Here is a 23,154-nt window from a genome sequence, read left to right on the forward strand (position 1 = left end):
ATGTCTGAGCTATGATGGTTAGCGAATAAATATAGGTAATTTGGAGAACAATTAATTGAAGAAAATTTCCGCTTCGGGCCTGACCTTCGGCATCTTCGATCATCTGGACGAAAACGGCGATGACATCGCACAGCAATATGCAGATCGGCTGAGCCTAGCAGAAGCGTGCGATGGCTTTGGCTTTTATGCGTATCATCTCGCCGAGCACCACTGTACCCCGCATGGCAGAGGTCCATCACCGAATATGTTCTTAGCGAGCGTCGCCCAGCGAACCCGCAGTCTTCGTGTTGGTCCCATGGTAATGCTACTTGCGCTCTATCATCCGCTGCGTGCCTTCGAGGAGATCTGCATGCTTGATCAGTTGAGCGGCGGCAGGCTTGAACTCGGCATAGGGCGCGGCTCTGCTCCCACTGAATTGGGATACTTCGGGGTTGCTGTAGAAGCAGCACCAGAACAGTATGCGGAGGCCAGTGAGATTCTCATCAATGCGATGAAAGGCGGGACGCTTTCTTATCAGGGCCGCCACTTTGAGTTGAAAGATGTTCCGCTGACGTTGAGACCTCACCAATATCCCCATCCGCCGACATGGATCGCCACCAATCGACCCGAGCCGGCTAGCTGGGCCGCTGCGAATGGGGCAAACATCGCCTGCGTCGGACCCTCCACTTCTGTTCGCAGCGTTACCGACGCGTTCCGCGCCGCCCGAATTCACGATGCTGACATTGGCCAGCAAGCGCCATTTCTTGGATTGCTCCGAATGGTGGTGATAGGGCCTTCTGAAACAGATGCGTATTTGCTCGCAGCACCTGCCTATGAACGATGGCTCAATAGCTTCAAATTTCTATACGAACTAAATGCCATTTCCACTCCACCAAACTTGCCTTTGAACTTCGATGCAGCAATTGAAAGTGAATTGTGCGTCGTGGGAACGGCAGATTCTGTCCGAAAAGCTCTCCTTGATCAGCTGGAAGAGGCAGGTGCTAATTATCTTCTGTGTCAACTGGCATTTGGAGATTTGCCGCTGGATGCCTCACTATACACCGCATCGGCCATTCGATCCGAAATCATGGCTCGAGTTGCCGCATCGTGAATCCGTCGTGTGATTGGAGGAGCAGCGGCAGCGCTGCTCCTCATTGCGAAACGGTTGTGGGGGCCGGACTCCTGTGTCAGGTGTAAACCATTGGAGCACGTCCTATCTGATCCAGGTCATATCCTGCGGCTTTGAAGTAGTTGGCACATTCGGCTGGGGTGAAGAGGTCGACGACCGCGCCGAGGCGTCCTGACCTTGCCCCTCTGATCTAATCCGGTTTGAAGTTCGTTCTGGCCCATCCAGAGGACCAGGACATGAAACGCAGCCGCTTCTCTGAAGAGCAGATCATCGGAATTTTGAAGAAACACGAGGCCGGGGTATCGGTTGGCGATCTGTGCCGCAAGCACGGGGTCAGCGACGCCTCGATCTACAATTGGAAGGCCCGCTTCGGCGGATGGATGTCACCGAGGCTCGGCGACCTGAAGGCGCTGGAGGACGAGAACACGCGCCTGAAGCGGCTTTTGGCCGACGCCATGCTCGACAATGCCGCGTTGAAGGACCTTGTGGGAAAGAAATGGTGACGCCCGCCGCCAAGCGGAAAGCTGTCGCTCGCCTGAAGGAAGGCTTCGGGATGAGCGAACGGCGGGCGTGTAAAGCCATCGGCTGTTGCCGCATGACGGTTCGCTACCAGACCAGCAGGCCGGACGACCGGGAGGTTCGCGAGCGGATGAAGGCGATCGCGCAGGAGCGTCGCCGGTTCGGCTACCGGCGTCTTCTCGTGATGCTGAGGCGGGAGGGCCTGGTCGTGAACCACAAGAAGCTGTTCCGGCTCTATCGGGAGGAGAAGCTCGCCGTTCGCCGCCGTGGCGGCCGCAAGCGGGCGATCGGGACCAGGGCGCCGATGCTGGTGCCGCTGAGGCCCGACGAGCGCTGGTCGCTCGACTTCGTATCGGACCAGCTCACCGACGGGCGCCGCTTCCGCATCCTGGCCGTCGTCGACGACTGCACGAGACAGTGCCTGGCACTCATCGTTGATACGTCTCTCTCGGGCATGCGGGTTGCCCGCGAATTGGACCGGCTCATCACCAGCGCGGCCGGCCCAGGATGATCGTCAGCGACAATGGCAGCGAGTTCACCTCGAACGCCATCCTCTCCTGGGCGGATCAGAACCGCGTCGAATGGCATTACATTGCGCCCGGCAAGCCGATGCAGAATGGCTTCATCGAGAGCTTCAACGGCCGACTGCGCGATGAACTGCTCAACGAGACGCTGTTCACCTCGCTGGCTCAGGCGCGCGTAGCCATCGCCCTGTGGCACGCCGACTACAACACCGCGCGGCCGCACTCCCCCCTGGCAGACCCCGGCCAAGTTCGCCAGCACCTTCAATCCGCGACGGTCGCTCGCGCTGCGCTATGCCAAAGGCTCCGCGCCAGCGCCCGTCGCTTCACCCGCCCAGCAGGGCACAACCCACGCCGGAAACGAACTCAAAACTGCTGGGGCAACGTCAGTCCCATAGAGCCTTGATGGTTATCTCGGCCTTTGCTCGCAGCAGCGCCTTAGGTTGGGCGAAGGCGTTCTCAATTGATGGTGTGGATGGCTCCTGCTCCCGGCGTCGCATTGCGCCATAGTTGGGATGTTGTCATCCCCGAGCAAAGGAGCCATCCATGTCAGAACTTGCCACAGTAGGCATCGACCTCGCGAAGAGTGTCTTCCAGGTCCATGGCGTCGACGAGAACGGTCGGGTTCTCGTGCGCCGCCAGCTTCGCCGAAGCCAGTTGCTGGCGTTTTTCCAGAAGCGTCCGCGATGCCTGATCGGCATGGAGGCTTGCGCAGGTTCTCACGACTGGGGGCGCCGGCTTCAGGATATGGGGCATGACGTCCGGCTGATGCCACCATCCTACGTGAAGCCTTACGTGAAGCGCGGGAAGACGGATGCTGCGGACGCGGCCGCCATCTGTGAAGCCGTGACGCGCCCCTCCATGCGGTTTGTCGCGATCAAGAGCGAAGCCTGCTCGTCGGTTCTGGTTCTTCACCGCACGCGGGACTTTCTGGTTCGCCAGCGCACGCAGATCGGCAACGCGATTCGAGCCCACATGACGGAGTTCGGTGTCATAACGGCGAAGGGCGCGCAAAATGTCGATCGTTTGCGGGAACAACTGGATCGGCTGCCGCAAGCGGCTCGGCTGCCCATAACCCTGCTTTTCGAACAGTTGGCCGAGACGAACGAGCGGATCGAACGGCTGACCGAAGAGATCAAAGAGACCCACGAGCAAAATGAGGCAAGCCAGCGTCTGGCTACGATCCCGGGCGTCGGCATGCTTTCGGCGACGATCATCGCGGCGACGACACCTGATGTCAGCAATTTCGACTGCGCGAGGGACTATGCAGCTTGGCTCGGCCTTACACCCAAACCGCACTCCACCGGCGGCAAGCAGAAGGTCGGCCGAATATCGAAGATGGGTAATCGATATATCCGCCGGTTGCTCTATCTGGGCGCCATGGCACAGATCATGCTCAGATGTAGACTGAAGCGCGAGCCCGGATCGGACTGGCTATCAAGCATGTTGATGCGGAAGAAGACGAAGGTCGTCGCCATCGCTTTGGCGCATCGCATGGCAAGAACAATTTTCGCCGTCCTTAGGGACGGATCACGCTACGAGCCACAGGCAGCCTGACAGGCTCTCGGAATGGTCAGGGCAAAGTGAGGTGATGGCGAACAAACGGAGACGAAGAACCAGGACACCCCGATCAATCCGAAGCGCCTCAAGCGCGCTCGATTGAGTGGGACCTGTTCTCCAAGCGGATATTCATCAGGGCGCGCAGCGATCCCGTTGCACATTCAGACGCCGTATACATGGCCGCAACCGACCTGTTCACCAAACCCGATCTGACACCCTTGACCCGCAGGAGCCATCCATACACGGATTGAAGTCGGGACTGTAGGGCGGCAGGTAGAGCAGGCTCGCCTGCGGCCTCAATCGCGCCGCGCAGGGTTCTCCAGGCGGATGTCGCCAATGTCAAATTTGCTGGCATCCATGTCGCCCTCGCCAACCGCACAAGCGAAGGCCAGAAAGCCAACATGTGTTCTGCGGCTTAATTAAGAGCCAGCCGATGTCGGCCGAACATCACCTTGTCTCGAAGTCGACGATCGGACAGCAGGTTGCGAAAGTTGGCGCGATGCGAAACAAACTGCTGAAGCGCTCAACTTTTATTGATCACGCGTGTTGGACGCGACGCACTCCCGTTCCAATCGGGCTGAGCGCAAATTCTCCCGGTTCACAAAACTGAGTCGCTGGAGTAGTGGGGGCGCAGAGAAATCTCCGGTCGCAGCCTTACCCGGTCAAAACAAGGATACCAATGATGAAGACTCTCGCCGTCTGCTCTGGCGGATTGGACTCCGTTTCCCTTGCTCACATGGTGGCAGCGGAGCACGAACTCACCGGCCTTCTATCTTTCGACTATGGCCAACGGCACAGGAAGGAATTGGGCTTCGCCGCTCTTTGCGCGCAGCGACTGAAGGTCCCGCACCAGATCATCGACATCGGCGAAATTGGCCGTGGCCTTTCCGGCTCAGCGCTGACTAGCAGTATCGACGTGCCGGACGGCCACTACGCCGAAGACACGATGAAGATTACGGTGGTGCCGAACCGCAATGCCATCATGTTGGCAATCGCCTTCGGTCTCGCCGCCGCCCACAGCGCCGAAGCGGTGGCGGCGGCCGTGCATGGTGGGGACCATTTCATCTATCCCGATTGCCGTCCGGCCTTCATTGAAGCTTTCCAGACAATGCAAGACCGCGCGCTCGACGGCTATGCGCAGATACGCCTCTATGCACCGTATGTGAATCTCAGAAAAGCTGACATTGTTGCGGATGGCGCAAGATACGGCACCCCGTTTGCTGAGACCTGGTCCTGTTACAAGGGCGGCGTGCGTCACTGCGGACGATGCGGGACCTGCGTCGAGCGGCGCGAAGCGTTCCATCTCGCCGGGCACGCTGATCCCACCGACTACGAGGACGCCGATTTCTGGCTTGAGGCGCTGCGCAGGAGGCGCGCGTAATGTTCCACATCAGCAAGGAATTCCACTTCTCGGCCTCGCATCAGCTCACCTCCTTGCCTCCCAACCATCAATGCGCGCGCCTGCACGGGCATAACTATGTCGTCGTAGTGCAGCTGTCGGCCAAGGAACTGGACGCCCACGGCTTCGTGCGCGACTATCACGATCTGGCGCCGCTCAAACGCTACATTGACGAGAGCTTCGACCATCGGCACCTCAACGACGTGCTGGGACATGAGAAGGTCACGGCGGAATGCCTGGCCAGACATTTCTATGAATGGTGCAAGGCACGTCTGCCGCAGACCGCGGCCGTGCGCGTTAGCGAAACACCGAAAACTTGGGCGGAATACCGTCCGTGACCGACATGCATCCCGCAATCCGTGTGAGCGAGATATTCGGGCCGACTATCCAGGGCGAGGGCGTGCTCATCGGCTTGCCGACGGTGTTCATCAGAACCGGCGGATGTGATTATCGCTGTTCATGGTGCGACAGCCTTCACGCGGTGGACAATCAGTATCGCCATGAATGGCTACCGATGCCGATCGATGCCGTGTGGCAAACCGTCCATGCGCTTTCCGGCGGCAGGCCGGTTATGGTCTCCTTGTCAGGCGGCAACCCGGCCATTCAGCCGTTCGGTCCCCTCATAGAACGCGGCCATCGCGAGGGCTATCGTTTTGCACTGGAAACGCAGGGTTCCGTGGTGAGGGAGTGGTTTGCGGATCTTGACGTGCTGACCCTTAGCCCAAAGCCGCCGTCCAGCGAGATGACGACCCGTTGGGCTGCGTTTGATGCATGCCTCGAAGCGGCGCAAGAGAAGCCGCAAATCGTGCTCAAGCTCGTCGTTTTCGACGAGAGTGACTATGCCTACGCCAAAGAAGTCGCGGCGAGATATCCGCACCTTCCGATCTATCTGCAACCCGGCAATCACACGCCGCCGCGCCCTGGCAGTGAAGACGCCTCTGTCGACTTGGACGGAATAATGATGCGAATGGAATGGCTTGTCGAAAGGGTGACTAGCGACAGGTGGTTCGAAGCCCGCGTGTTGCCGCAGCTGCACGTTCTGCTTTGGGGTAACAAGAGGGCGGTCTAGTCTGCGGCTTGCGTCGCACCGGAAGGCCGGGCTCCAACGGCTTGGCAGGCTCTCTTCGCGTGCCGAGTACAGCCGAGCTTTGTTCGCGTCAGCGGTCTCGCGATTGTGCGGCTGGAAACCGCCCGGACACCCCGCTGCCGGCGTGTGTCACCTTGACTCCGATGAGCTGTCGTCACGCAAAGTTGAAATCCGCAAGAACTGGCCTTCTCGCCCCACCTGCTCCGTCGCAAGCACGTCATCCCCTCATCCTTGTCCAGCTCTTATCGATGTATCTCATTGTCCGGCCTGACGCACGACTGTCAGCATGGGAATGCATCCATTGCGCAAATGCCTTCCATAAAGAAGATCGATTTCCTCACTGGCCCAACGTGAAATATAGCAACGTTTTCGTGGCGTGGGTCGGCTGCGTCGGGAGTAGCGATGAAAACGTATTAGGGTCGCCTGCGTCTCCTTGGGCAGCGAGTGTAAAGTATAGCGATGCGGCCTCCGGCGCGAACGGCAGCCGCGCAGTGATCACCTTCGCCTGTGCCTTTGCGGCGGGGGTCAAGCGCTGGTCTGCTCAAATTTTTTATCGTTTAGCTGGTTGAAACTGCTCCCGTTGCGGGCTGCAGAAGCCGGCCAGCCGAGAAACGGCAGCCGCACTTATGAAAGCACGCCAAGGCATGCGGGCATCTATCAGTTGCAAAGGACAATACTGGCCGCGCCGATTGGCCATCACGCGTCCATTAGGGCAGCCACCAACATCAGTTCGCAAGAGGAGCAAAAGTAATATGTATCGTCGTCACCTGATCAAAGGGTTGGTTGCGCTCGGCGCATGCCGGATTTGCGTTCAAGCCGCCCAAGCGACCAGTGCCCATTGGGGGTACACCGGTCCGGTCGGACCGGAGCACTGGGCTGATCTGGATAAGGAAAATTTCGTATGCTCTGCCGGCACGCAGCAATCGCCGATCAATATCAACAGCGCGGTCAAGGCGGATATCCCGCATATCGCCATCGGCTGGCACAAGGGCGGCGGCAATATGGTGAACAACGGCCACACCATTCAAATCAATATGCCACAAGGCAGCACGCTGACCCGCGGCGATCGTGTCTACGAACTGGTACAGTTCCATTTCCATGCGCCAAGCGAACATCACGTGGCGGGCAAGAGCTTCCCGATGGAGGTGCATTTCGTTCACAAGGACACGCAAAGTGGTACTCTGGGCGTGCTGGGCGTCTTTTTAACGCCCGGCGCGACAAATGCCAGCTTTGCTGCCCTTGCTGCGGCCTTTCCCGAACTGCCGAATGGGGAGGTGACGATCGACGAGGTGAATCCCAACTGGCTTCTGCCAGCCTCGCTTGGCTATTGGACTTATGAGGGCTCACTGACGACGCCGCCGTGCACCGAAAACGTCGAGTGGATGGTGGCGATGGAACCGGTTGACGTTGATCCGGCAGACATCCAGCGATTTGCCTCCCTCTACCCGTCGAACGCGCGCCCTATTCATTCACCCAATCGACGCTTCATCCTGCGCCAGAGTTGAGCGCCGCCCCAGCGGTTCCGCACGGTCCAACATTCTTGGCACAAGTTGGCGCGAAGCCTCCTCTTCCGGTCTGGCGGTCTGACGGCGCTCCCCAAGCTGGCTAGTCTAAATGATAGGGATTCGGTGCCGACACCACTCGTCCCAAAGACGTCGCGGCGAGGTTTGTCTGCAACCCGGCAATCACACGCCGCCCCGCCGTGGTAATGAAGACGTCTCTGTCGAGTCCGACGGAATATGATGCGCATGGAATCGCTGGTAGAAAAGGTGACCAGCGACAGGTGGTTCGAAGCCCGCGTCTTGCCGCAGCTGCACGTTCTACTCTGGGGTAACAAGAGGGTGGTGTATACCTTCTCCTAGCTTCGCCGCCAACTACTCGGTTTTCCGAATTGCTCTCTATATTCTTGAAGACGATGCGTTCGTTAAAGACATGTGCTGCGCACCTGGTGTAAAAGCTGCTCTCATCATGCAGAGGTCAAGCCAGTCGGGCTCATCCGAGGCTATGGCCGTGAGCACTGTTCAGTTCGGCAGAGAGGGCGCTTTTGTACACACTTTGCGATCGTGGCGGCCCCGTGGGCAGATCTGCAAGCTGCCGCGACACTAACCTCTCGAAGCCTGCCCGCCCGCCTGTTGATGCGTGTCTCCCAGTAAGATCCTGTCCAAGAACGTGATAATCTTCTTGCCAGTGTTGTAGCTGATGTTGCCCTTGATGCCGCAGCCTACCGCGGCGGGACCAAACTCAATGGCAAGCAGGCCGGCTAGGATCGTGCAGCCAGTCGCGAGCCTCGCCCACAACGGGGTCTCACGCGCATGAGGGCGCCGACCATGGGTTCGGCGGTTCGTACGCGTATAACACGTATCTTTCTGAAAAAATCAATGCTCTCGGCTAAGCTACTGAATTATCTGGCTTCCATATAGCGCGTCGGCGGAACCAACTTGTAGACGGGCTATGAAAGGTTAAGCGCGGATGTCTATCGGCCGCCGGCGTTCCCGCTCTGTGAGCCTGCCTGAACTACCCGCGCCGCGGTCAAGCCCCAGGCTCCTGCTCATCCAGCGACCGCCCGATCAATGGCAGGCTGGAAAGACAAGAGCCGATGTCTTCCGATGGTCTCGCCATCAGCTTTGGGCTAACTTCCCCATTCTCCCGCTTCGAGCTCGACTCACGGCGGTTTGGATGGCGCACGACAATCTGTGTCGGCTTTGTCGTGTCCGTGACAGACGCCTGAAAGGCCCGTTCGCGCGTTTTGCCGCCATCTAAGCGGCTGGAATTTAATGACAAAGTTTCTTCTGGGATCGGCCGATCACGCTGGTACGCTTTTTGCGATGCTTGGTGTGAGGCGGCACGAGCTGCCTATCGGCACTTGTGTCGCGGGCAGTCGCGATGATTAGAACGAAGGAAGGAAAGCTATTATGTCAGGTCTGCGTCAGATCGCCTTTTACGGAAAAGGCGGCATCGGCAAGTCCACCACGTCCCAAAATACGCTCGCTGCCCTTGTCGACCTCGGGCAGAGAATCCTCATCGTAGGATGCGACCCCAAAGCCGATTCCACACGCTTGATCCTGAATTCGAAAGCTCAGGATACCGTCCTGGATCTCGCCGCACAGGAAGGTTCGGTGGAAGACCTCGAACTCCAGGACGTGCTCAAGGTGGGCTACAGAGGCATCAAGTGCGTGGAGTCCGGCGGCCCCGAGCCGGGTGTCGGTTGCGCCGGCCGCGGCGTCATCACCTCGATCAATTTCCTCGAGGAGAATGGCGCTTATGACGATGTCGATTATGTCTCCTATGACGTCCTCGGCGACGTGGTATGCGGCGGCTTCGCCATGCCGATCCGCGAAGGCAAGGCCCAGGAGATCTATATCGTCATGTCCGGCGAGATGATGGCGCTCTATGCCGCCAACAACATCGCCAAGGGCATCCTCAAATATGCCCATTCGGGCGGTGTGCGGCTGGGCGGGCTGATCTGCAATGAACGTCAAACCGACCGCGAACTCGATCTGGCCGAAGCACTGGCTGGCCGATTGAATTCCAAGCTCATCCACTTCGTGCCCCGCGACAACATCGTCCAACATGCCGAACTCAGGAAGATGTCGGTGATCCAGTACGCGCCGGACTCAAAGCAGGCAGGGGAATACCGCGCTCTGGCCGAGAAGATCCACGCCAATTCGGGCCAGGGTACGATCCCGACGCCGATCACCATGGAGGAGCTGGAGGAGATGCTGCTCGACTTCGGCATCATGAAGACCGACGAGCAGATGCTTGCCGAGCTTCACTCCAAGGAAGCGGCGAAGGCGGCAGCCCAGTAGTGACATTAGCGCTGCCATCAATCGGCGCGCCTTGCAGAGAACGGCGCCTATTCTTTGAGGCGTCACCCAACCTTGAAAGGGGGACTCATGAGCCGGGAATACGAGAATGACGGTGCTCTTCATGCGAAGCTTATCGAAGAGGTGCTGTCGCATTATCCCGACAAGGCGGCGAAGCGCCGCAAGAAGCACCTCAACGTCGCAAAGAGCGGCAACGAGGCTGGCGGGGAAAGCGAGGTCCTTTCCGAATGCGACGTCAAATCGAACATCAAGTCCATTCCCGGGGTGATGACGATTCGCGGCTGTGCATATGCTGGTTCGAAAGGCGTGGTGTGGGGGCCAGTCAAGGATATGGTCCATATCTCGCACGGCCCGGTCGGCTGCGGCCAATATTCTTGGTCGCAGCGCCGCAACTACTACGTCGGTACAACGGGCGTCGACACGTTCGGGACAATGCAGTTCACCTCCGATTTCCAGGAGAAGGACATCGTCTTCGGCGGCGACAAGAAGCTGGAACAGATCATTGACGAGATTGAAGTCTTGTTTCCGCTCAACAACGGCATCACCGTGCAGTCCGAATGCCCTATCGGCCTGATTGGCGATGACACCGAGGCCGTTTCTCGCAAAAAGACCAAGGAGTATGACAAGACGATCGTGCCGGTACGCTGCGAGGGCTTCCGCGGCGTCTCGCAGTCGCTTGGCCACCACATCGCCAATGATGCAATCCGGGATTGGGTCTTCGACAAAAAGGATGTCAAGTTCGAGGCCGGCCCCTACGACGTCAACGTCATCGGCGACTACAATATCGGCGGCGATGCCTGGGCCTCGCGCATACTGCTTGAGGAGATAGGGCTGCGCGTGGTTGGCAACTGGTCGGGTGACGCCACACTCGCAGAGATCGAGCGCGCCCCGAAGGCTAAGCTCAATCTTATCCACTGCTACCGGTCGATGAATTACATCTGTCGGCATATGGAGGAAAAGTATGGCGTCGCCTGGATGGAGTACAATTTCTTCGGTCCCTCCCAGATCGAAGCCTCTCTGCGCAACATAGCCAAGCATTTTGGGCCGGAAATCGAGGAGAAGACCGAAAAGGTCATTGCCAAGTACAGGCCGCTTGTTGATGCGGTCATCGCCAAGTACCTGTCGCGCCTGGAAGGAAATACCGTGATGCTCTATGTGGGCGGCCTGCGCCCCCGCCACGTCGTCACGGCCTACGAGGACCTCGGCATGGTCATCGTGGGCACCGGCTATGAATTCGCCCACAGCGACGACTATCAGCGCACCGGCCACTACGTGAAGAACGGCACGCTGATCTACGATGACGTGACCGGCTATGAGTTGGAGAAATTCATCGAAGGGATTCGCCCAAATCTGGTCGGCTCGGGAATCAAAGAAAAATACCCGGTGCAGAAGATGGGCATACCGTTCCGCCAGATGCATTCCTGGGATTATTCAGGCCCGTATCACGGCTACGATGGCTTTGCCATTTTCGCACGTGATGTGGATCTCGCCATTAACAACCCGGTCTGGGACCTATTCCACGCGCCTTGGAAAAGAAGCCGGGGCGATGAGCGGGCGATGGCTGCCGAATAAACATTTGCTTCAGCCCCAGTCTCCCACTGAGACGGTGAACTCCCGCGGCCTCTGATCCGCCGGAGCCTGGAACGTCTTGACGTCCTGAGCTGCCGTCCCGCGCAGCCAGATGCAAAAGAGGTAATCATCATGCCGCAGTCGGCTGAAAAAATTCTCGATCACGCTCCCCTGTTCCGCGAGCCGGAATACAGAAAGATGCTCGCTGAGAAGAAGCTAAACTTCGAATGTCCGCACCCCGATGAAATCGTTTCCGATCAGCGCGATTTCACCCAGACGTGGGAATACCGCGAAAAGAACCTCGCCCGCAAAGCGCTTGTCGTGAACCCGGCCAAGGCCTGCCAGCCGCTGGGTGCGGTATTCGCTGCCGCCGGCTTCGAGCGAACCATGTCCTTCGTCCACGGCAGCCAAGGTTGCGTCGCCTATTACCGCTCGCACCTGTCGCGCCATTTCAAGGAGCCTGCCGCGGCGGTCTCCTCCTCAATGACCGAGGATGCGGCGGTGTTTGGCGGCCTGAAGAACATGGTCGACGGGCTCGCCAACACCTACCAGCTCTACGACCCCAAGATGATTGCCGTGTCGACGACCTGTATGGCAGAGGTCATTGGCGACGACCTGCACAGCTTCATCCAGAACGCCAAGGACGAAGATTCAGTCCCGCGCGACTTCGACGTGCCCTTTGCCCACACCCCGGCCTTCGTTGGCAGTCATGTCGACGGCTATGACAACATGGTCAAAGGCATTTTGGAGCACTTCTGGAAAGGTCAGGAGCGTACGCAAATCGAAGGAACCATCAACATCATTCCGGGCTTCGACGGCTTCTGCGTCGGCAACAACCGGGAGCTCAAGCGCCTGCTCGATGTAATGGGCGTGTCCTATACATTGATCCAGGATGCCTCTGACCAGTTCGATACGCCTTCGGACGGTGAATACCGCATGTATGACGGGGGCACGAAGATCAACGAGGTGAAGAAGGCCCTCAACGCCGAGGCAACGCTTTCGCTGCAGCATCACAACACCCGAAAGACACTGGGCTATTGCGAGGAGGTCGGGCAGGCGACGGCCTCGTTCCACTATCCGCTCGGCGTTCAGGCGACGGACGAATTCCTGATGGAGGTCGCGGCGATTTCCGGCAAGGAGATTCCCGAGGCAATTCGCCTCGAGCGCGGCCGACTGGTAGACGCCATGGCGGACAGCCAATCCTGGTTGCATGGTAAGAAATACGCCATCTACGGTGATCCCGACTTCGTTCACGCAATGGCCCGCTTTGTCATGGAGACCGGCGGCGAGCCAACCCATTGCCTCGCCACCAATGGCACCTCGGCATGGGAAGCCGATTTGAAGAAGCTGCTAGCATCCTCGCCTTTCGGCAAGGCTGCCCAGGTTTGGGCGGGCAAGGACCTGTGGGCGCTGCGCTCACTGCTCTTTACCGAGCCGGTGGACCTTTTGATCGGCAATTCCTACGGCAAGTACCTGGAGCGCGACACCGGAACACCGCTGATCCGGCTGATGTTTCCGATTTTCGATCGGCACCATCATCACCGCTTTGCGCTCTTTGGCTACCAGGGCGCGTTGCGCGTGCTGACGACGATCCTCGACAAGATCTTCGACAAACTCGATCGCGAGACGAGCGAGACGGGTGTGACGGATTATTCCTATGACCTCACGCGCTAAGAGCCGTGGCCGGCTTTTCGCCGAGGCCATTCCTTGCCCAATGGACTGGGGAGGCTGAGCAATGTCCTCCCTCAGCGCCAAAATCAAGGACGCCTTCGATGAGCCCGCCTGCGATAAGAACCGTGGCAAAGATGCCAAGGCGCGCAAGGAGGGCTGCTCGAAGTCGCTGACACCAGGGGCGGCAGCCGGCGGCTGCGCCTTTGACGGAGCCAAGATCGTCCTGCAGCCGATCACCGACGTTGCGCATCTGGTCCATGCGCCGCTCGCCTGCGAGGGCAATTCTTGGGACAACCGTGGTGCGGTTTCGTCAGGGCCGACCTTGTGGCGGACAAGCTTCACGACCGACCTCACCGAACTCGACCTTGTGATGGGGCAGGGCGAGCGGAAACTCTTCAAGGCGATCCGCGAGATCAAGCACACATACGCGCCGCCGGCGATCTTCGTCTACTCGACTTGCGTAACGGCGCTGATCGGTGACGACATCGAGGCCGTGTGCAAACGCGCCACGGAAAAGTTCGGTTTGGCCGTGGTGCCGATCAATGCGCCTGGCCTGGCAGGCTCCAAGAACCTCGGCAATAAGCTCGCCGCCGAGGCGTTGCTCGATCATGTCATCGGCACGGTCGAACCCGACGACCCCGGACCCTACGACATCAACATCCTTGGCGAATTCAACCTCTCGGGCGAATTCTGGCTTGTAAAGCCGCTCCTCGATCGGCTCGGGATCCGGGTGCGCGCCTGCATTCCCGGCGATGCGCGTTACCGCGACATTGCTTCCGCGCACCGCGCCCGGGCGGCAATGATGGTGTGCTCGACCGCGCTGATCAGTCTTGCCCGCAAGATGGAGGAGCGCTGGGACATCCCGTTCTTCGAGGGCTCCTTCTATGGCATCTCCGACACATCGCAAGCTCTTCGAAACCTTGTCAGGCTGCTGGTGAGGAAGGGCGCCGATCCGGAGATCCTCGAGCGCACAGAGACGCTGATCGCGCAGCAGGAGGCGATCGCGTGGAAGAAACTCGAATCCTACCGGCAAAGGCTCCAAGGCAAGCGCGTGCTGCTCAACACAGGCGGTGTGAAGTCCTGGTCGGTTGTCCATGCGCTGATGGAGATCGGAATCGAGATCGTCGGCACCTCGATCAAGAAATCTACGGTGCAGGACAAGGAGCGCATCAAACAAGTTCTCAAGCACGACAAGCACATGTTCGAATCCATGGCTGCGAGCGAGCTGTACGCCATGCTCTCTGAACACAGGGCCGATATCATGCTGTCGGGCGGTCGCACGCAATTCATTGCGCTCAAGGCCAAGACGCCCTGGCTCGATATCAACCAGGAGCGCCAGCATCCTTATGCCGGCTATGACGGCATGGTGGAACTCGTACGCCAGATTGACCTCGCCATTCACAATCCGATCTGGTCTCAGGTGCGCCAGCCGGCCCCGTGGGATTGCCAGCCTGAGCTGATAGGCGAATTGCCGTGCACGAGGAACGAGACCGCGTACCTGTTTGATGAATTCGCCTGCGCGACGGCACACGAGTGTTGAGGCGACCGATGGCCCGCATCCTTCCCCAGAGCAAATCGGCGGCAGTCAACCCGCTGAAGTCGTCGCAGCCGCTGGGTGCCGCCTTTGCCTTTCTTGGCGTCGACGGTGCGATGCCGCTGTTCCACGGCAGCCAAGGCTGCACAAGCTTTGCGCTCGTTCTCTTCGTGCGGCACTTCAAAGAAGCGATTCCCTTGCAGACTACGGCGATGGATGAGGTGGCGACCATCCTCGGCGCAGCCGACCATCTGGAAGAGGCGATCCTCAACCTCAAGAACCGCACGAAGCCAACGCTGATCGGAGTGTGCACGACCGCGCTGGTGGAGACGCGTGGCGAAGATTGCGCGGGTGATATTGCCAACATCATGCGGAAGCACACGCAACAGCTTGCGGGTACGGAGGTCGTGCTGGCCAACACGCCGGATTTTGACGGCGCGATCGAAGAGGGCTGGGCCAAGGCAGTCACCGCAATGATCGAAGGGATTACGCGCTCGGGCGAACGGGCGCGGCACCCGAAGAAGATCGCAATCCTGCCCGGATGCAACCTCTCTGTCGCCGACATCGAGCATATGCGGGACATGGTTGAAAGCTTTGGGCTCAAGCCGGTTATTCTGCCCGACATTTCAGGCTCGCTCGACGGTACGGTTCCTGACCGCTGGGTAGCGACCACATACGGCGGCACCAGCGTCGAAGACATTCGCGAGTTGGGTACGGCCATGCGATGCATCGCCATCGGTGAGCACATGCGCCGCCCGGCGAAAGCGCTGCTCGGGTTGACCGGCGTGCCTTACGTGTTGTTCCAGTCACTGACTGGGCTGCAGGACACGGACCGCTTCGTGTCGCTGCTGTCTTCGATTTCGGGCGCGGCGGTACCGGCCCGCGTGCGCCGGCGCCGGGCGCAATTGCAGGACGCGATGCTCGACGGACATTTCCATTTCGGCGGCAAGAAAATTGCCATCGCTGCCGAACCAGACCAGCTGTTCCAACTTGCAACCTTCTTTGCTGGTCTCGGCTCCGAGATAGCCGCGGCCGTCACAACGACCGACAGGTCTAAAATTCTCAAGAAAGTCCCGGCGGTTTCGGTTCAGATCGGCGATCTCGGCGATCTGGAAAGTCTTGCCGTCGGTGCTGACCTGCTTGTCACGCATTCGCACGGGCGCCAAGCATCGGAGCGGCTCGGAATTCCGCTCATGCGCATCGGGTTCCCGGTCTTCGATCGACTAGGCAGCCAGCACAAGCTCGCAATTCTCTATCAGGGCACCCGCGACATGATCTTCGAGGTCGCCAGCATCTTCCAGGCCAACCAACACGCGCCCACTCCTGAGGCGCTTGATCCACTCCGTAATCGAGAAATATCACGATGAACGCTGTTCGCCGCCTCTCGCTGGTCAGTAATGAGGTTTTCGCCCCGATGCCTGAACGACGTAAGGGCGCATTGCGCGTTGCGATCGCCACTCAGGACATGCAGGACCTCAACGCCCATTTCGGGTCGGCCAGGCGCTTTGCTGTCTACGACGTGACGCGCGAGGAATGGAATCTCGTAGAAGCCGTGGCCTTCGATGACGTGTCCGATGAAAGCGGGGAGCATCGGGCCGAGCGCGATGATCGCATCACGCCAAAGGTGGATGCGCTCAAGGGCTGTCAGATCCTGTTTTGTCTGGCAATTGGCGGCCCTTCGGCAGCCAAGCTTGTCGCGGCAAAAATCCACCCGATCAAAGTGGCGGAGCCCCAATCGATCCCACAGGTGCTCTTGCGCACGCAGATGATGCTCAGGACGTGTCCTCCGCCTTGGCTGCGCAAGGTGCTGGCGCGAGCGGGCATTGCCGAAAAGAAACCGTCCTTCGAGGACGAGGACTGAAAAGAGGAGGACGCCAATGCCTGACCCCGCAATCCCCCCAGCTGTCGCCGAAGACGAGGCGGCTCTTTGCACCCCGTTCGTCAAATGCCTCGTGCGGCTGATCCGTTCTCAGGATTCCTATGGCTCGTGGGAACGCAAAGCGGACGCTGAGCTGCTGGGCGACTTCATCATTACCAAGGATCAGCGCCGAGGGATCCCAATCATCGGAGATCCCGATCCCGACGTGCTGTGGAGGCTCGACAAGTACTACGCCGCCATCGGGCTTGCGATCGAGGAGCGCTGCGGCCTTATGGCATCGCCGATGATCCAGGTGAGCCATGAGGGTTTTGGTCGGGTGCTTTTCACGACCGGACGGCTGGTCGTTCTGTCCAAAACGCTGCGCGATGTCCACCGGTTTGGCTTCGAGACGCTCCTGAAGCTCGCCACGGCCGGTACGAAGTTGGTCGACGATGCGATTTCAGTCATCGAAACCTTTCCCCACGTGGCGCTGGCATGATGGGCGCGATTTTCGAGAAAGGCCATCATGACGGACCCGAGAAACTATGTTGGCCAGTCCCCTCGATCCAGGGACTCGAGGCCGACCAGGTTGTTGGGGTATCGCCGATGAAGAAGCCGCTGGTCCTGATCTGCTCGCAAGATGCCGAGTTCTATCTGCTCTACAGCCACATACTGGAGGTTGACGGTTTCAGCAGTGAGACGGCAGACGGCGCGAAGGCTGCGCTGGCCTTGGCCGAACAACGGGAGCTTCAGGCCGTAGTGCTGGATTGCGACCCAGCCAGCATAAACGGGTCCGCAATTTGCGCCCAACTCAAGCGGGAACCGCGCACCACCGACCTGCCTATCATCGCCCTGATCGCGCCTGGCGCCGAGCACCAGCACCTCGATCTCTTGAAGGCAGGCGTTGAGAGCTTTGTGCGGCCGGTGGCTCCGGCCAAGCTGCTCGACTGCCTGCGGGCGAGGCTCGGGCTGACCAAGCGTGGTCCGAACGGGGTTGAAAACGACAGTTGGATTTGTTGTGGAGGCCTGGAGATGAAGCTCGATGCCCATAGGGTTCGCGGTAATGGCCACGACATCCATCTCGGACGGATCGATTTCAACGTGCTGCGGCTTATGATTGAGGCCCCCGGCAAGGTCTTCAGCCGGGACGAGCTTATCGGGGCGGCCTGGCTGCCCAACATTCATGTCGGTGCACGCACCGTCGATGTCCATATCAGTCGAATCAGGAGGGCGCTGAAAACGGCCTTGCCCGGCAGCGTCATCCGCACCGTCAGGTCGGCCGGCTACTCGCTCGAGAAGCCGGACGACTGAAATCGGTGATCGAACGTGGTGCCGCTCTCTCTTCCTCCGGAGAGCGGTGTTGCCGCTTTGAGGCGCTCCTAACGAAGACCAGGAGAAGCAGGCAAATGGAATTTAAAAGCATATTCAGTGTGACGGGTGCTGATCATTCTGATGAGGACCTCACAACAGCTGCCGGACTGTGTGCCGAGGTCGGCGCGCACCTATCGGTACTCATTATACCGCCTCCATTGCTCTTGATGTCGTCTCCGCCCCCCGAATGGAATACAGGACGTGCACAGGCAATTGCAGTACCGAACTATCGATTTCAGCAAATCGAGAAATTTTCACAGGACGTGACCAGAATGGAAAGACGGTCCGCGGATATCCTCAAAAGGCTGAAAGCTATGTCGCTTTCCTGTGACGTTGACACCGACTATTGCGATCCGGCTAGCCTCGGTGAAGTGGCACGACAGCGGGCGCTCTGCGCTGACCTGACGATCGTTGGAGGAGACCTCCTCAACGATGAGACTCTCGGACCTCCTGTTGTCAACGGCTGCTTGTTCGATAGCGGAAAGCCGGTGCTCATCGTGCCGAAGGGCGTTAAGGCGACGCTGTCGCCTCGACGCGTGCTGGTCGGCTGGGATTCGCGTGTAGAGGCCTCGCGTGCGGTTCGGGAAGCTCTTAGTATCCTATCCGCTGCCAGGGAAGTCTGTGTCGCTATGGTCGATCCAAAGGCGCAAAACAACGGGAAAGGCGCGCAGTCTGGAGCTGACATCGCTGCCTATCTTACTCGGCACGGTGCTCGGGTCTCCGTTGACCTGCTTAAGAGCGCCGGCAAATCGGCGGGCACAGTGCTGACCCAGCACGCGAACGACATCTGTGCTGACATGATGGTTATGGGTGCTTATGGCAGCCGTGGGCTGCGTGAGCGGATTTTCGGCGGTCCGCCGAGCTGGAGCTTTGGGAAGACCACATTGCCGCTGTTTTTGGCTCGCTGATCAGCTCCGTAGGAACACCGATCAGGTCGTAGGACCGCCAACCAGTCCGAAGTCGTCGTCGGTTACCGGTCGGATTGCGGAGACATGGCTGGATCCGCGAACATCTTGCGACGCTTGTCAGAGCCAAACCGGACGCCTCGACTGCTTCACGACGCTCTCGTGAACCAACTCGTGCGAGATCGTCCGCAACGGGCAGTAAAGACGAACGGCTGCAGCAGACCGCAGCCAAGCCACAGGGCGGGTGTACCAGGAGACCCCGCCTCGTGCGCGAACCCTGTTGGAAGGCCCCTTATCAGTACCCGGACGCGCGTCAAATCGGCGGCTGTCCCTGTCAGCCTGCGGTGTGCAAGGGCCGCTGCCGCGGAGCTTCCCCTGCCCGATCGTCGGGCGTGCGACAATGTCGGATTCCAGACGAGCTGGAACTGCGCGAACTCGTTGGTTTGACAGGTCTTTATCCGGCACGCCGCATGCATGGGAGTCTCCGAAAGCATTAAGAGCCGTTATCCATGGTTACGCCCCTCGAAAGAAAGAGCCGCTTCCGTCGTGGCAGGGAAACAGCCACTCCTGGGGTGGAGGCCGGCGCTAGAAGCCGCCGTAAGATCCGGAAGAGCCGCGCGACAGCATCACACACTTTCCTTCTGCTCTTGGGTTCGGATCACGCCGCGCCGCTGTCGATGCCGCCGACATTGAGCCCAAGACCTGGAAGGCGGCACACGCTTTTGCTGTCCTCTCAGTCGGGACCGCGGCTCAAGCATGCCTGTGAGGTTCGCATTGCTCAATGCCCGGCGATCGACGTCAACATGCCGCTGAGTTGGAAAACACTCCTAGAGGAGTAAGGATAAGTGGACCTCTTTTGTATTGGTGTGGGTGCTGGACCATCTAATTTGAGCCTTGCGTGTCAGATACAGGAAGAGATTGCGCAAGGGGCACTGTTCCTGGACCGGGAGGTCGATTTCCGAGGACATCCAGGCAGCGCTTTCGATTGCGCGGAGCTCCAGGTCGGCCACTTCCAGGATCTGGTTACTCTGGTCAATCCGCGATCAGCCTACACATTCGTAAACTACCTCCACGAGAACGGGCGTCTTTACAATTTCCTCAATGCGCAATTTCACGGGGTGCTTAGAGCCGAGTTCGCCCAATATCTCAACTGGGCGTTCCAGAAGAATCCGCTTGTCCGTGGCGGCGAGGCCGTTCGCGAAATCCGCTTTGACGGCGAGTTTCGCGTGCGGACGGACAACGCGGTCCTTGATGCAAGAAACCTCGTCATCGACATAGGCAAGCAGGCGCAAATTCCGCCTCAGTTTCATGGCTGGACTGGACCCAACCTGTTCCACTCATCTGAGTTGGCCCACATCAATCCTGAGGTGCAAAAAAAGCATGTCTGCGTTGTTGGCGGCGGACAGTCGGGAGCCGAGCTGCTACTGCACCTTGTCGGCCGGCCGAAAGAACGGCGGCCCGCGGCGATCACATGGGTCTTGACGCGCGAGATGCCTTTCGACGACCACGCGTTCACAAACGGGCTGTTCACGCCATGCTTCTCGGATCGTTTTGCTGCGATGAGCGAGGTGCATCGACAGCTGTTCCTGCGGCGTTTCGCGCTTGCCTCCGAGGGCATTTCAGAAAGCAAGTTGCGCGCGGTCTATCAGGCGCTCTACCACCACGCCTTTCTCGAGCCACACCAATGCGAGATCACATTGCGGCCAAGTTGCAACGTGTCGCGCTGCATCAATGCCGGAGCAGGGCACAGGCTCACGCTGCAACGCGGCTTGGACAACATCGGAGAAGTAACCGCCGATATCGTCATCCTGGCCACCGGGTACGAGAAACCGCTGCCGGGTTTCCTAGAACCGATCGCAGATCGCCTCGAACAGATCGGCAATGAGCTCGCCATCGGCGAGGATTTTTCGGTGTACTGGGACGGACCGCGAGACCGACGCCTTTTCGTTCAGAACGCCTGCCTTGGACAGCGCGGGCTGGCTGATCCGAACTTTGGGCTGCTGGCCTGGCGAGCGCGCCGCATCCTTGACAGCCTTCTGCGGCGCGCGCCATGCGCCAATCCCGAGCATCTAGGGTTCATCAACCGTCCCTTGACGGAGTGCTGGCCCGACCTCGGAGTCGAACAAATGGGCAGCGGGATATGATTCGTCGATATTGATGATCGGCGGTGGCATTCAGGAAAGATTTCCGCCTCTGGCGGCAAAAGCGGGACGAGCAATATTCCTACGGCGTCAGATCGCTCTGCTCGCGCTTGAGCAAGGTAGCGTCGCGCGACTCCTGCTTGGCGTGAAACAGCAAAGGGCATTCAATCACGATGCAGCTTTACGTGCTGTCGGGCTCAACGCCACGTGGATCGAGCCCAACGCCGCCGTTGGCAACCGCGACGCGAATTATGACGCCGGGCCACATGCGGCGGTGGCTGCAAGGGTACCGAGCCTCTCCCGCACTTTCGACCCCATCGCCGAAGTGCGACTACTCCAGGACGCCGAAGCCGGTCTTATCGCCAGCGGGCCAGCCAAACTCTCACCTTCCTAAACGGCAGCCGCTAAGGTGAGCCGTCGAAAGCCGACATTCAGGTTAACGTCAGCTGGCCGTGTTAGGGCTCGCTTATTCAAGGCGGTACCGGCGCTTGCCGAAGCTAAGAAGGGTTGGCATGCCCTTTGCCGTGCTTGATGTGCGGCAACACGGTGAGAGCTCCGCTGAAGCAAGCGAGAGGGAGCAATGCCCTCGAGACCGTGTCCGATTTTGACTGGAAAATATTCCGCGACAAAAGAGACGAAAGGTGTGGAATGACTTTGGACACCAAGATGGAACTGCGTATGGGGTCCCCGGCTCCTGCGCTGAAAGTGGAGAACTGGCTGCGTGGCGAGCCCCTCACGAGCCTTCGGCCCGGCAAGGTCTACCTCGTTGAATTTTGGGCGACTTGGTGCCGACCATGTGTCCACGCCATGCCCCATTTGATCGAACTGCAGGAGAAATATAAAGACAGCGGATTTGAGATTATCGGAGTCGCAGCTTGCGAAAAGGCTGCAACCGCGGACGAAGCGCGGACCAACGTGGATGCCTGGCTGACCGAGAAGTTCCCGAATCTGAATTATCGGACAGCGTTCGATTGCACTGGCGAAATGAAAAAGCTCTGGCTGGAACCCAGCTCTTCGTTCGGGATTCCCACCTCGTTCGTGGTCGACCGCGACGGCCACATCGCTTATATCGGCCACCCGGCACCTCTCGATGACGTTTTGCCGAAAGTCCTTAACGGCAGCTGGCGCAGCAGCTATGAAGCGAAAGCCGTCGATGCAAAGCGAATCTCGCGTGTGCGCGAATCGTCGCTGAGTCAGCCGATATACGCCAAACTTGGGCCGGCGATGCAGGACGAGGATTGGGCAGCGGCACTATTGGCCATCGAAGAAGGCCTCGCCGTGATGCCAGACTCTTTTGATTTTCGGCGGGTTCATGCGGATATTCTGCTTCACAAGCTGCGCGACATCAAAACCGGCTTGCCGCTTATGCGCGAATTGGTCGAGGACGCGATCAACAAAAAGTTCGAAGCGATGTCTTGGGTGGTGATGGCGCTGAACCAACTCTTCCATCCCACGATCGACAACTCCCATCTTCCGCATGATGATCGCTTTGCGATGGGCAAGGAGCTCTCCGAACAGATCCTGGAACTTAATCCTCCGCAAGGCGATGGAGACTTTAAATTCGGGTGTTACTTTCCGGTCGCTCAGTATTATTACGAGAGCGGCAACAAGGACCGGGCGATCGAGTTGATCGAGGTGGCAATCAAATCGCTGGACCATTCGGAGCCAGTGCCGGACCAAACCAAACAGCGCTACCTCACCTCGTTGCTCCAAGCCCTGGCCAACTACACGGGTGAGCCTGCCTGTCACGCGGGTCTCTGTGTGGCTCCGCAAAACAAGACTTCCGAAACTCAAAACGCTGTCACTTCCTGAGCAAGGATCGCGAAGGGCATGACAATTGGAATTGAACACCGGCAAATCCGCCCGCCCAGGCGCACTTCGCAGCAAACGTCGATGCCGCAAAAGTGCGCGGCTTGCGGCAGGTGGAATTTCCATTGCGTTTACCTCGGGTCGAACCGCCGCGCAGGCGTTCGCGCCGCGGTGAAAGGTCTCGCATTGGTGGACGTGCTCGAGGTCGGCCACGGGACACTGTTGCGTGGGATCGGCTCGCCCAAGCCATTCCCCGCCCACGCAAGCGCCCGAACCAC

The 23,154-nt window shown here is 59.2% G+C and carries 18 protein-coding genes and 2 pseudogenes; all 20 read left to right on the plus strand.

Annotated elements, in window-relative coordinates; translation table 11 throughout:
- The first annotated feature begins 55 nt into the window (after nucleotides 1-55).
- The 20 genes and pseudogenes from RPF88_RS25075 to RPF88_RS25170 all read left to right on the plus strand — a co-directional run bounded on the left by RPF88_RS25075 (nucleotide 56) and on the right by RPF88_RS25170 (nucleotide 22,879).
- Complete coding sequence (locus RPF88_RS25075; RefSeq protein ID WP_127408329.1) at nucleotides 56-1,090, plus strand: LLM class flavin-dependent oxidoreductase; 1,035 nt, start codon at nucleotides 56-58, stop codon at nucleotides 1,088-1,090.
- A gap of 254 nt (nucleotides 1,091-1,344) precedes the next feature.
- Nucleotides 1,345-2,546: pseudogene (locus RPF88_RS25080) on the plus strand (IS3 family transposase).
- Nucleotides 2,547-2,694: 148 nt separating this feature from the next.
- Nucleotides 2,695-3,705, plus strand: coding sequence for an IS110 family transposase (locus RPF88_RS25085; protein ID WP_337123401.1), 1,011 nt, complete (start codon nucleotides 2,695-2,697; stop codon nucleotides 3,703-3,705).
- Nucleotides 3,706-4,390: 685 nt separating this feature from the next.
- Entirely contained in the window at nucleotides 4,391-5,089 is a 699-nt protein-coding gene (queC, locus tag RPF88_RS25090; RefSeq protein WP_024505257.1) for a 7-cyano-7-deazaguanine synthase QueC, read from the plus strand.
- Entirely contained in the window at nucleotides 5,089-5,445 is a 357-nt protein-coding gene (gene queD / locus RPF88_RS25095) for a 6-carboxytetrahydropterin synthase QueD (RefSeq protein ID WP_024505258.1), read from the plus strand. Before queC ends, queD begins: the two co-directional genes overlap by 1 nt.
- A 5-nt stretch (nucleotides 5,446-5,450) precedes the next feature.
- Entirely contained in the window at nucleotides 5,451-6,176 is a 726-nt protein-coding gene (queE, locus tag RPF88_RS25100) for a 7-carboxy-7-deazaguanine synthase QueE (RefSeq protein ID WP_164752747.1), read from the plus strand.
- Between the two features lie 770 nt (nucleotides 6,177-6,946).
- Complete coding sequence (locus RPF88_RS25105) at nucleotides 6,947-7,699, plus strand: carbonic anhydrase (RefSeq protein WP_063169372.1); 753 nt, start codon at nucleotides 6,947-6,949, stop codon at nucleotides 7,697-7,699.
- Between the two features lie 160 nt (nucleotides 7,700-7,859).
- Nucleotides 7,860-8,056 (plus strand): annotated as a pseudogene (locus tag RPF88_RS25110) (7-carboxy-7-deazaguanine synthase QueE); the annotation flags it as partial.
- 1,050 nt (nucleotides 8,057-9,106) lie between these two features.
- Complete coding sequence (nifH, locus tag RPF88_RS25115; protein WP_024505261.1) at nucleotides 9,107-10,000, plus strand: nitrogenase iron protein; 894 nt, start codon at nucleotides 9,107-9,109, stop codon at nucleotides 9,998-10,000.
- Nucleotides 10,001-10,087: 87 nt separating this feature from the next.
- On the plus strand, nucleotides 10,088-11,590 hold the full coding sequence (gene nifD, locus RPF88_RS25120) for a nitrogenase molybdenum-iron protein alpha chain (protein ID WP_024505262.1): 1,503 nt from the start codon (nucleotides 10,088-10,090) through the stop codon (nucleotides 11,588-11,590).
- 129 nt (nucleotides 11,591-11,719) lie between these two features.
- Nucleotides 11,720-13,261 (plus strand): nitrogenase molybdenum-iron protein subunit beta, encoded by a 1,542-nt coding sequence (gene nifK, locus RPF88_RS25125; protein WP_024505263.1) that lies wholly within the window; start codon nucleotides 11,720-11,722, stop codon nucleotides 13,259-13,261.
- 61 nt (nucleotides 13,262-13,322) lie between these two features.
- Complete coding sequence (gene nifE, locus RPF88_RS25130; RefSeq protein ID WP_095489376.1) at nucleotides 13,323-14,798, plus strand: nitrogenase iron-molybdenum cofactor biosynthesis protein NifE; 1,476 nt, start codon at nucleotides 13,323-13,325, stop codon at nucleotides 14,796-14,798.
- A gap of 8 nt (nucleotides 14,799-14,806) precedes the next feature.
- Nucleotides 14,807-16,159 (plus strand): nitrogenase iron-molybdenum cofactor biosynthesis protein NifN, encoded by a 1,353-nt coding sequence (nifN, locus tag RPF88_RS25135; protein WP_126104986.1) that lies wholly within the window; start codon nucleotides 14,807-14,809, stop codon nucleotides 16,157-16,159.
- Nucleotides 16,156-16,653: a nitrogen fixation protein NifX gene (nifX, locus tag RPF88_RS25140; protein WP_126097324.1), complete on the plus strand. Its 498-nt coding sequence runs from the start codon at nucleotides 16,156-16,158 to the stop codon at nucleotides 16,651-16,653. The genes nifN and nifX overlap by 4 nt, the downstream gene beginning before the upstream one ends.
- A 16-nt stretch (nucleotides 16,654-16,669) precedes the next feature.
- Nucleotides 16,670-17,149 carry a NifX-associated nitrogen fixation protein gene (locus RPF88_RS25145; protein WP_127308803.1) on the plus strand — a complete coding sequence of 160 codons (480 nt, stop codon included), beginning with the start codon at nucleotides 16,670-16,672 and terminating at the stop codon, nucleotides 17,147-17,149.
- Nucleotides 17,150-17,256: 107 nt separating this feature from the next.
- Entirely contained in the window at nucleotides 17,257-17,961 is a 705-nt protein-coding gene (locus RPF88_RS25150; RefSeq protein WP_245465747.1) for a response regulator transcription factor, read from the plus strand.
- Between the two features lie 95 nt (nucleotides 17,962-18,056).
- Nucleotides 18,057-18,929 (plus strand): universal stress protein, encoded by an 873-nt coding sequence (locus RPF88_RS25155; protein ID WP_127230841.1) that lies wholly within the window; start codon nucleotides 18,057-18,059, stop codon nucleotides 18,927-18,929.
- Nucleotides 18,930-19,771: 842 nt separating this feature from the next.
- Complete coding sequence (locus RPF88_RS25160) at nucleotides 19,772-21,070, plus strand: lysine N(6)-hydroxylase/L-ornithine N(5)-oxygenase family protein (RefSeq protein ID WP_063169368.1); 1,299 nt, start codon at nucleotides 19,772-19,774, stop codon at nucleotides 21,068-21,070.
- Between the two features lie 13 nt (nucleotides 21,071-21,083).
- Complete coding sequence (locus RPF88_RS25165) at nucleotides 21,084-21,461, plus strand: hypothetical protein (protein ID WP_024505270.1); 378 nt, start codon at nucleotides 21,084-21,086, stop codon at nucleotides 21,459-21,461.
- Between the two features lie 272 nt (nucleotides 21,462-21,733).
- Entirely contained in the window at nucleotides 21,734-22,879 is a 1,146-nt protein-coding gene (locus RPF88_RS25170; RefSeq protein WP_063170388.1) for a TlpA family protein disulfide reductase, read from the plus strand.
- Nucleotides 22,880-23,154 lie beyond the last annotated feature (275 nt).

It is taken from the genome of Mesorhizobium sp. ISC11 (assembly GCF_037162595.1).
Lineage (GTDB): Bacteria > Pseudomonadota > Alphaproteobacteria > Rhizobiales > Rhizobiaceae > Mesorhizobium > Mesorhizobium ciceri.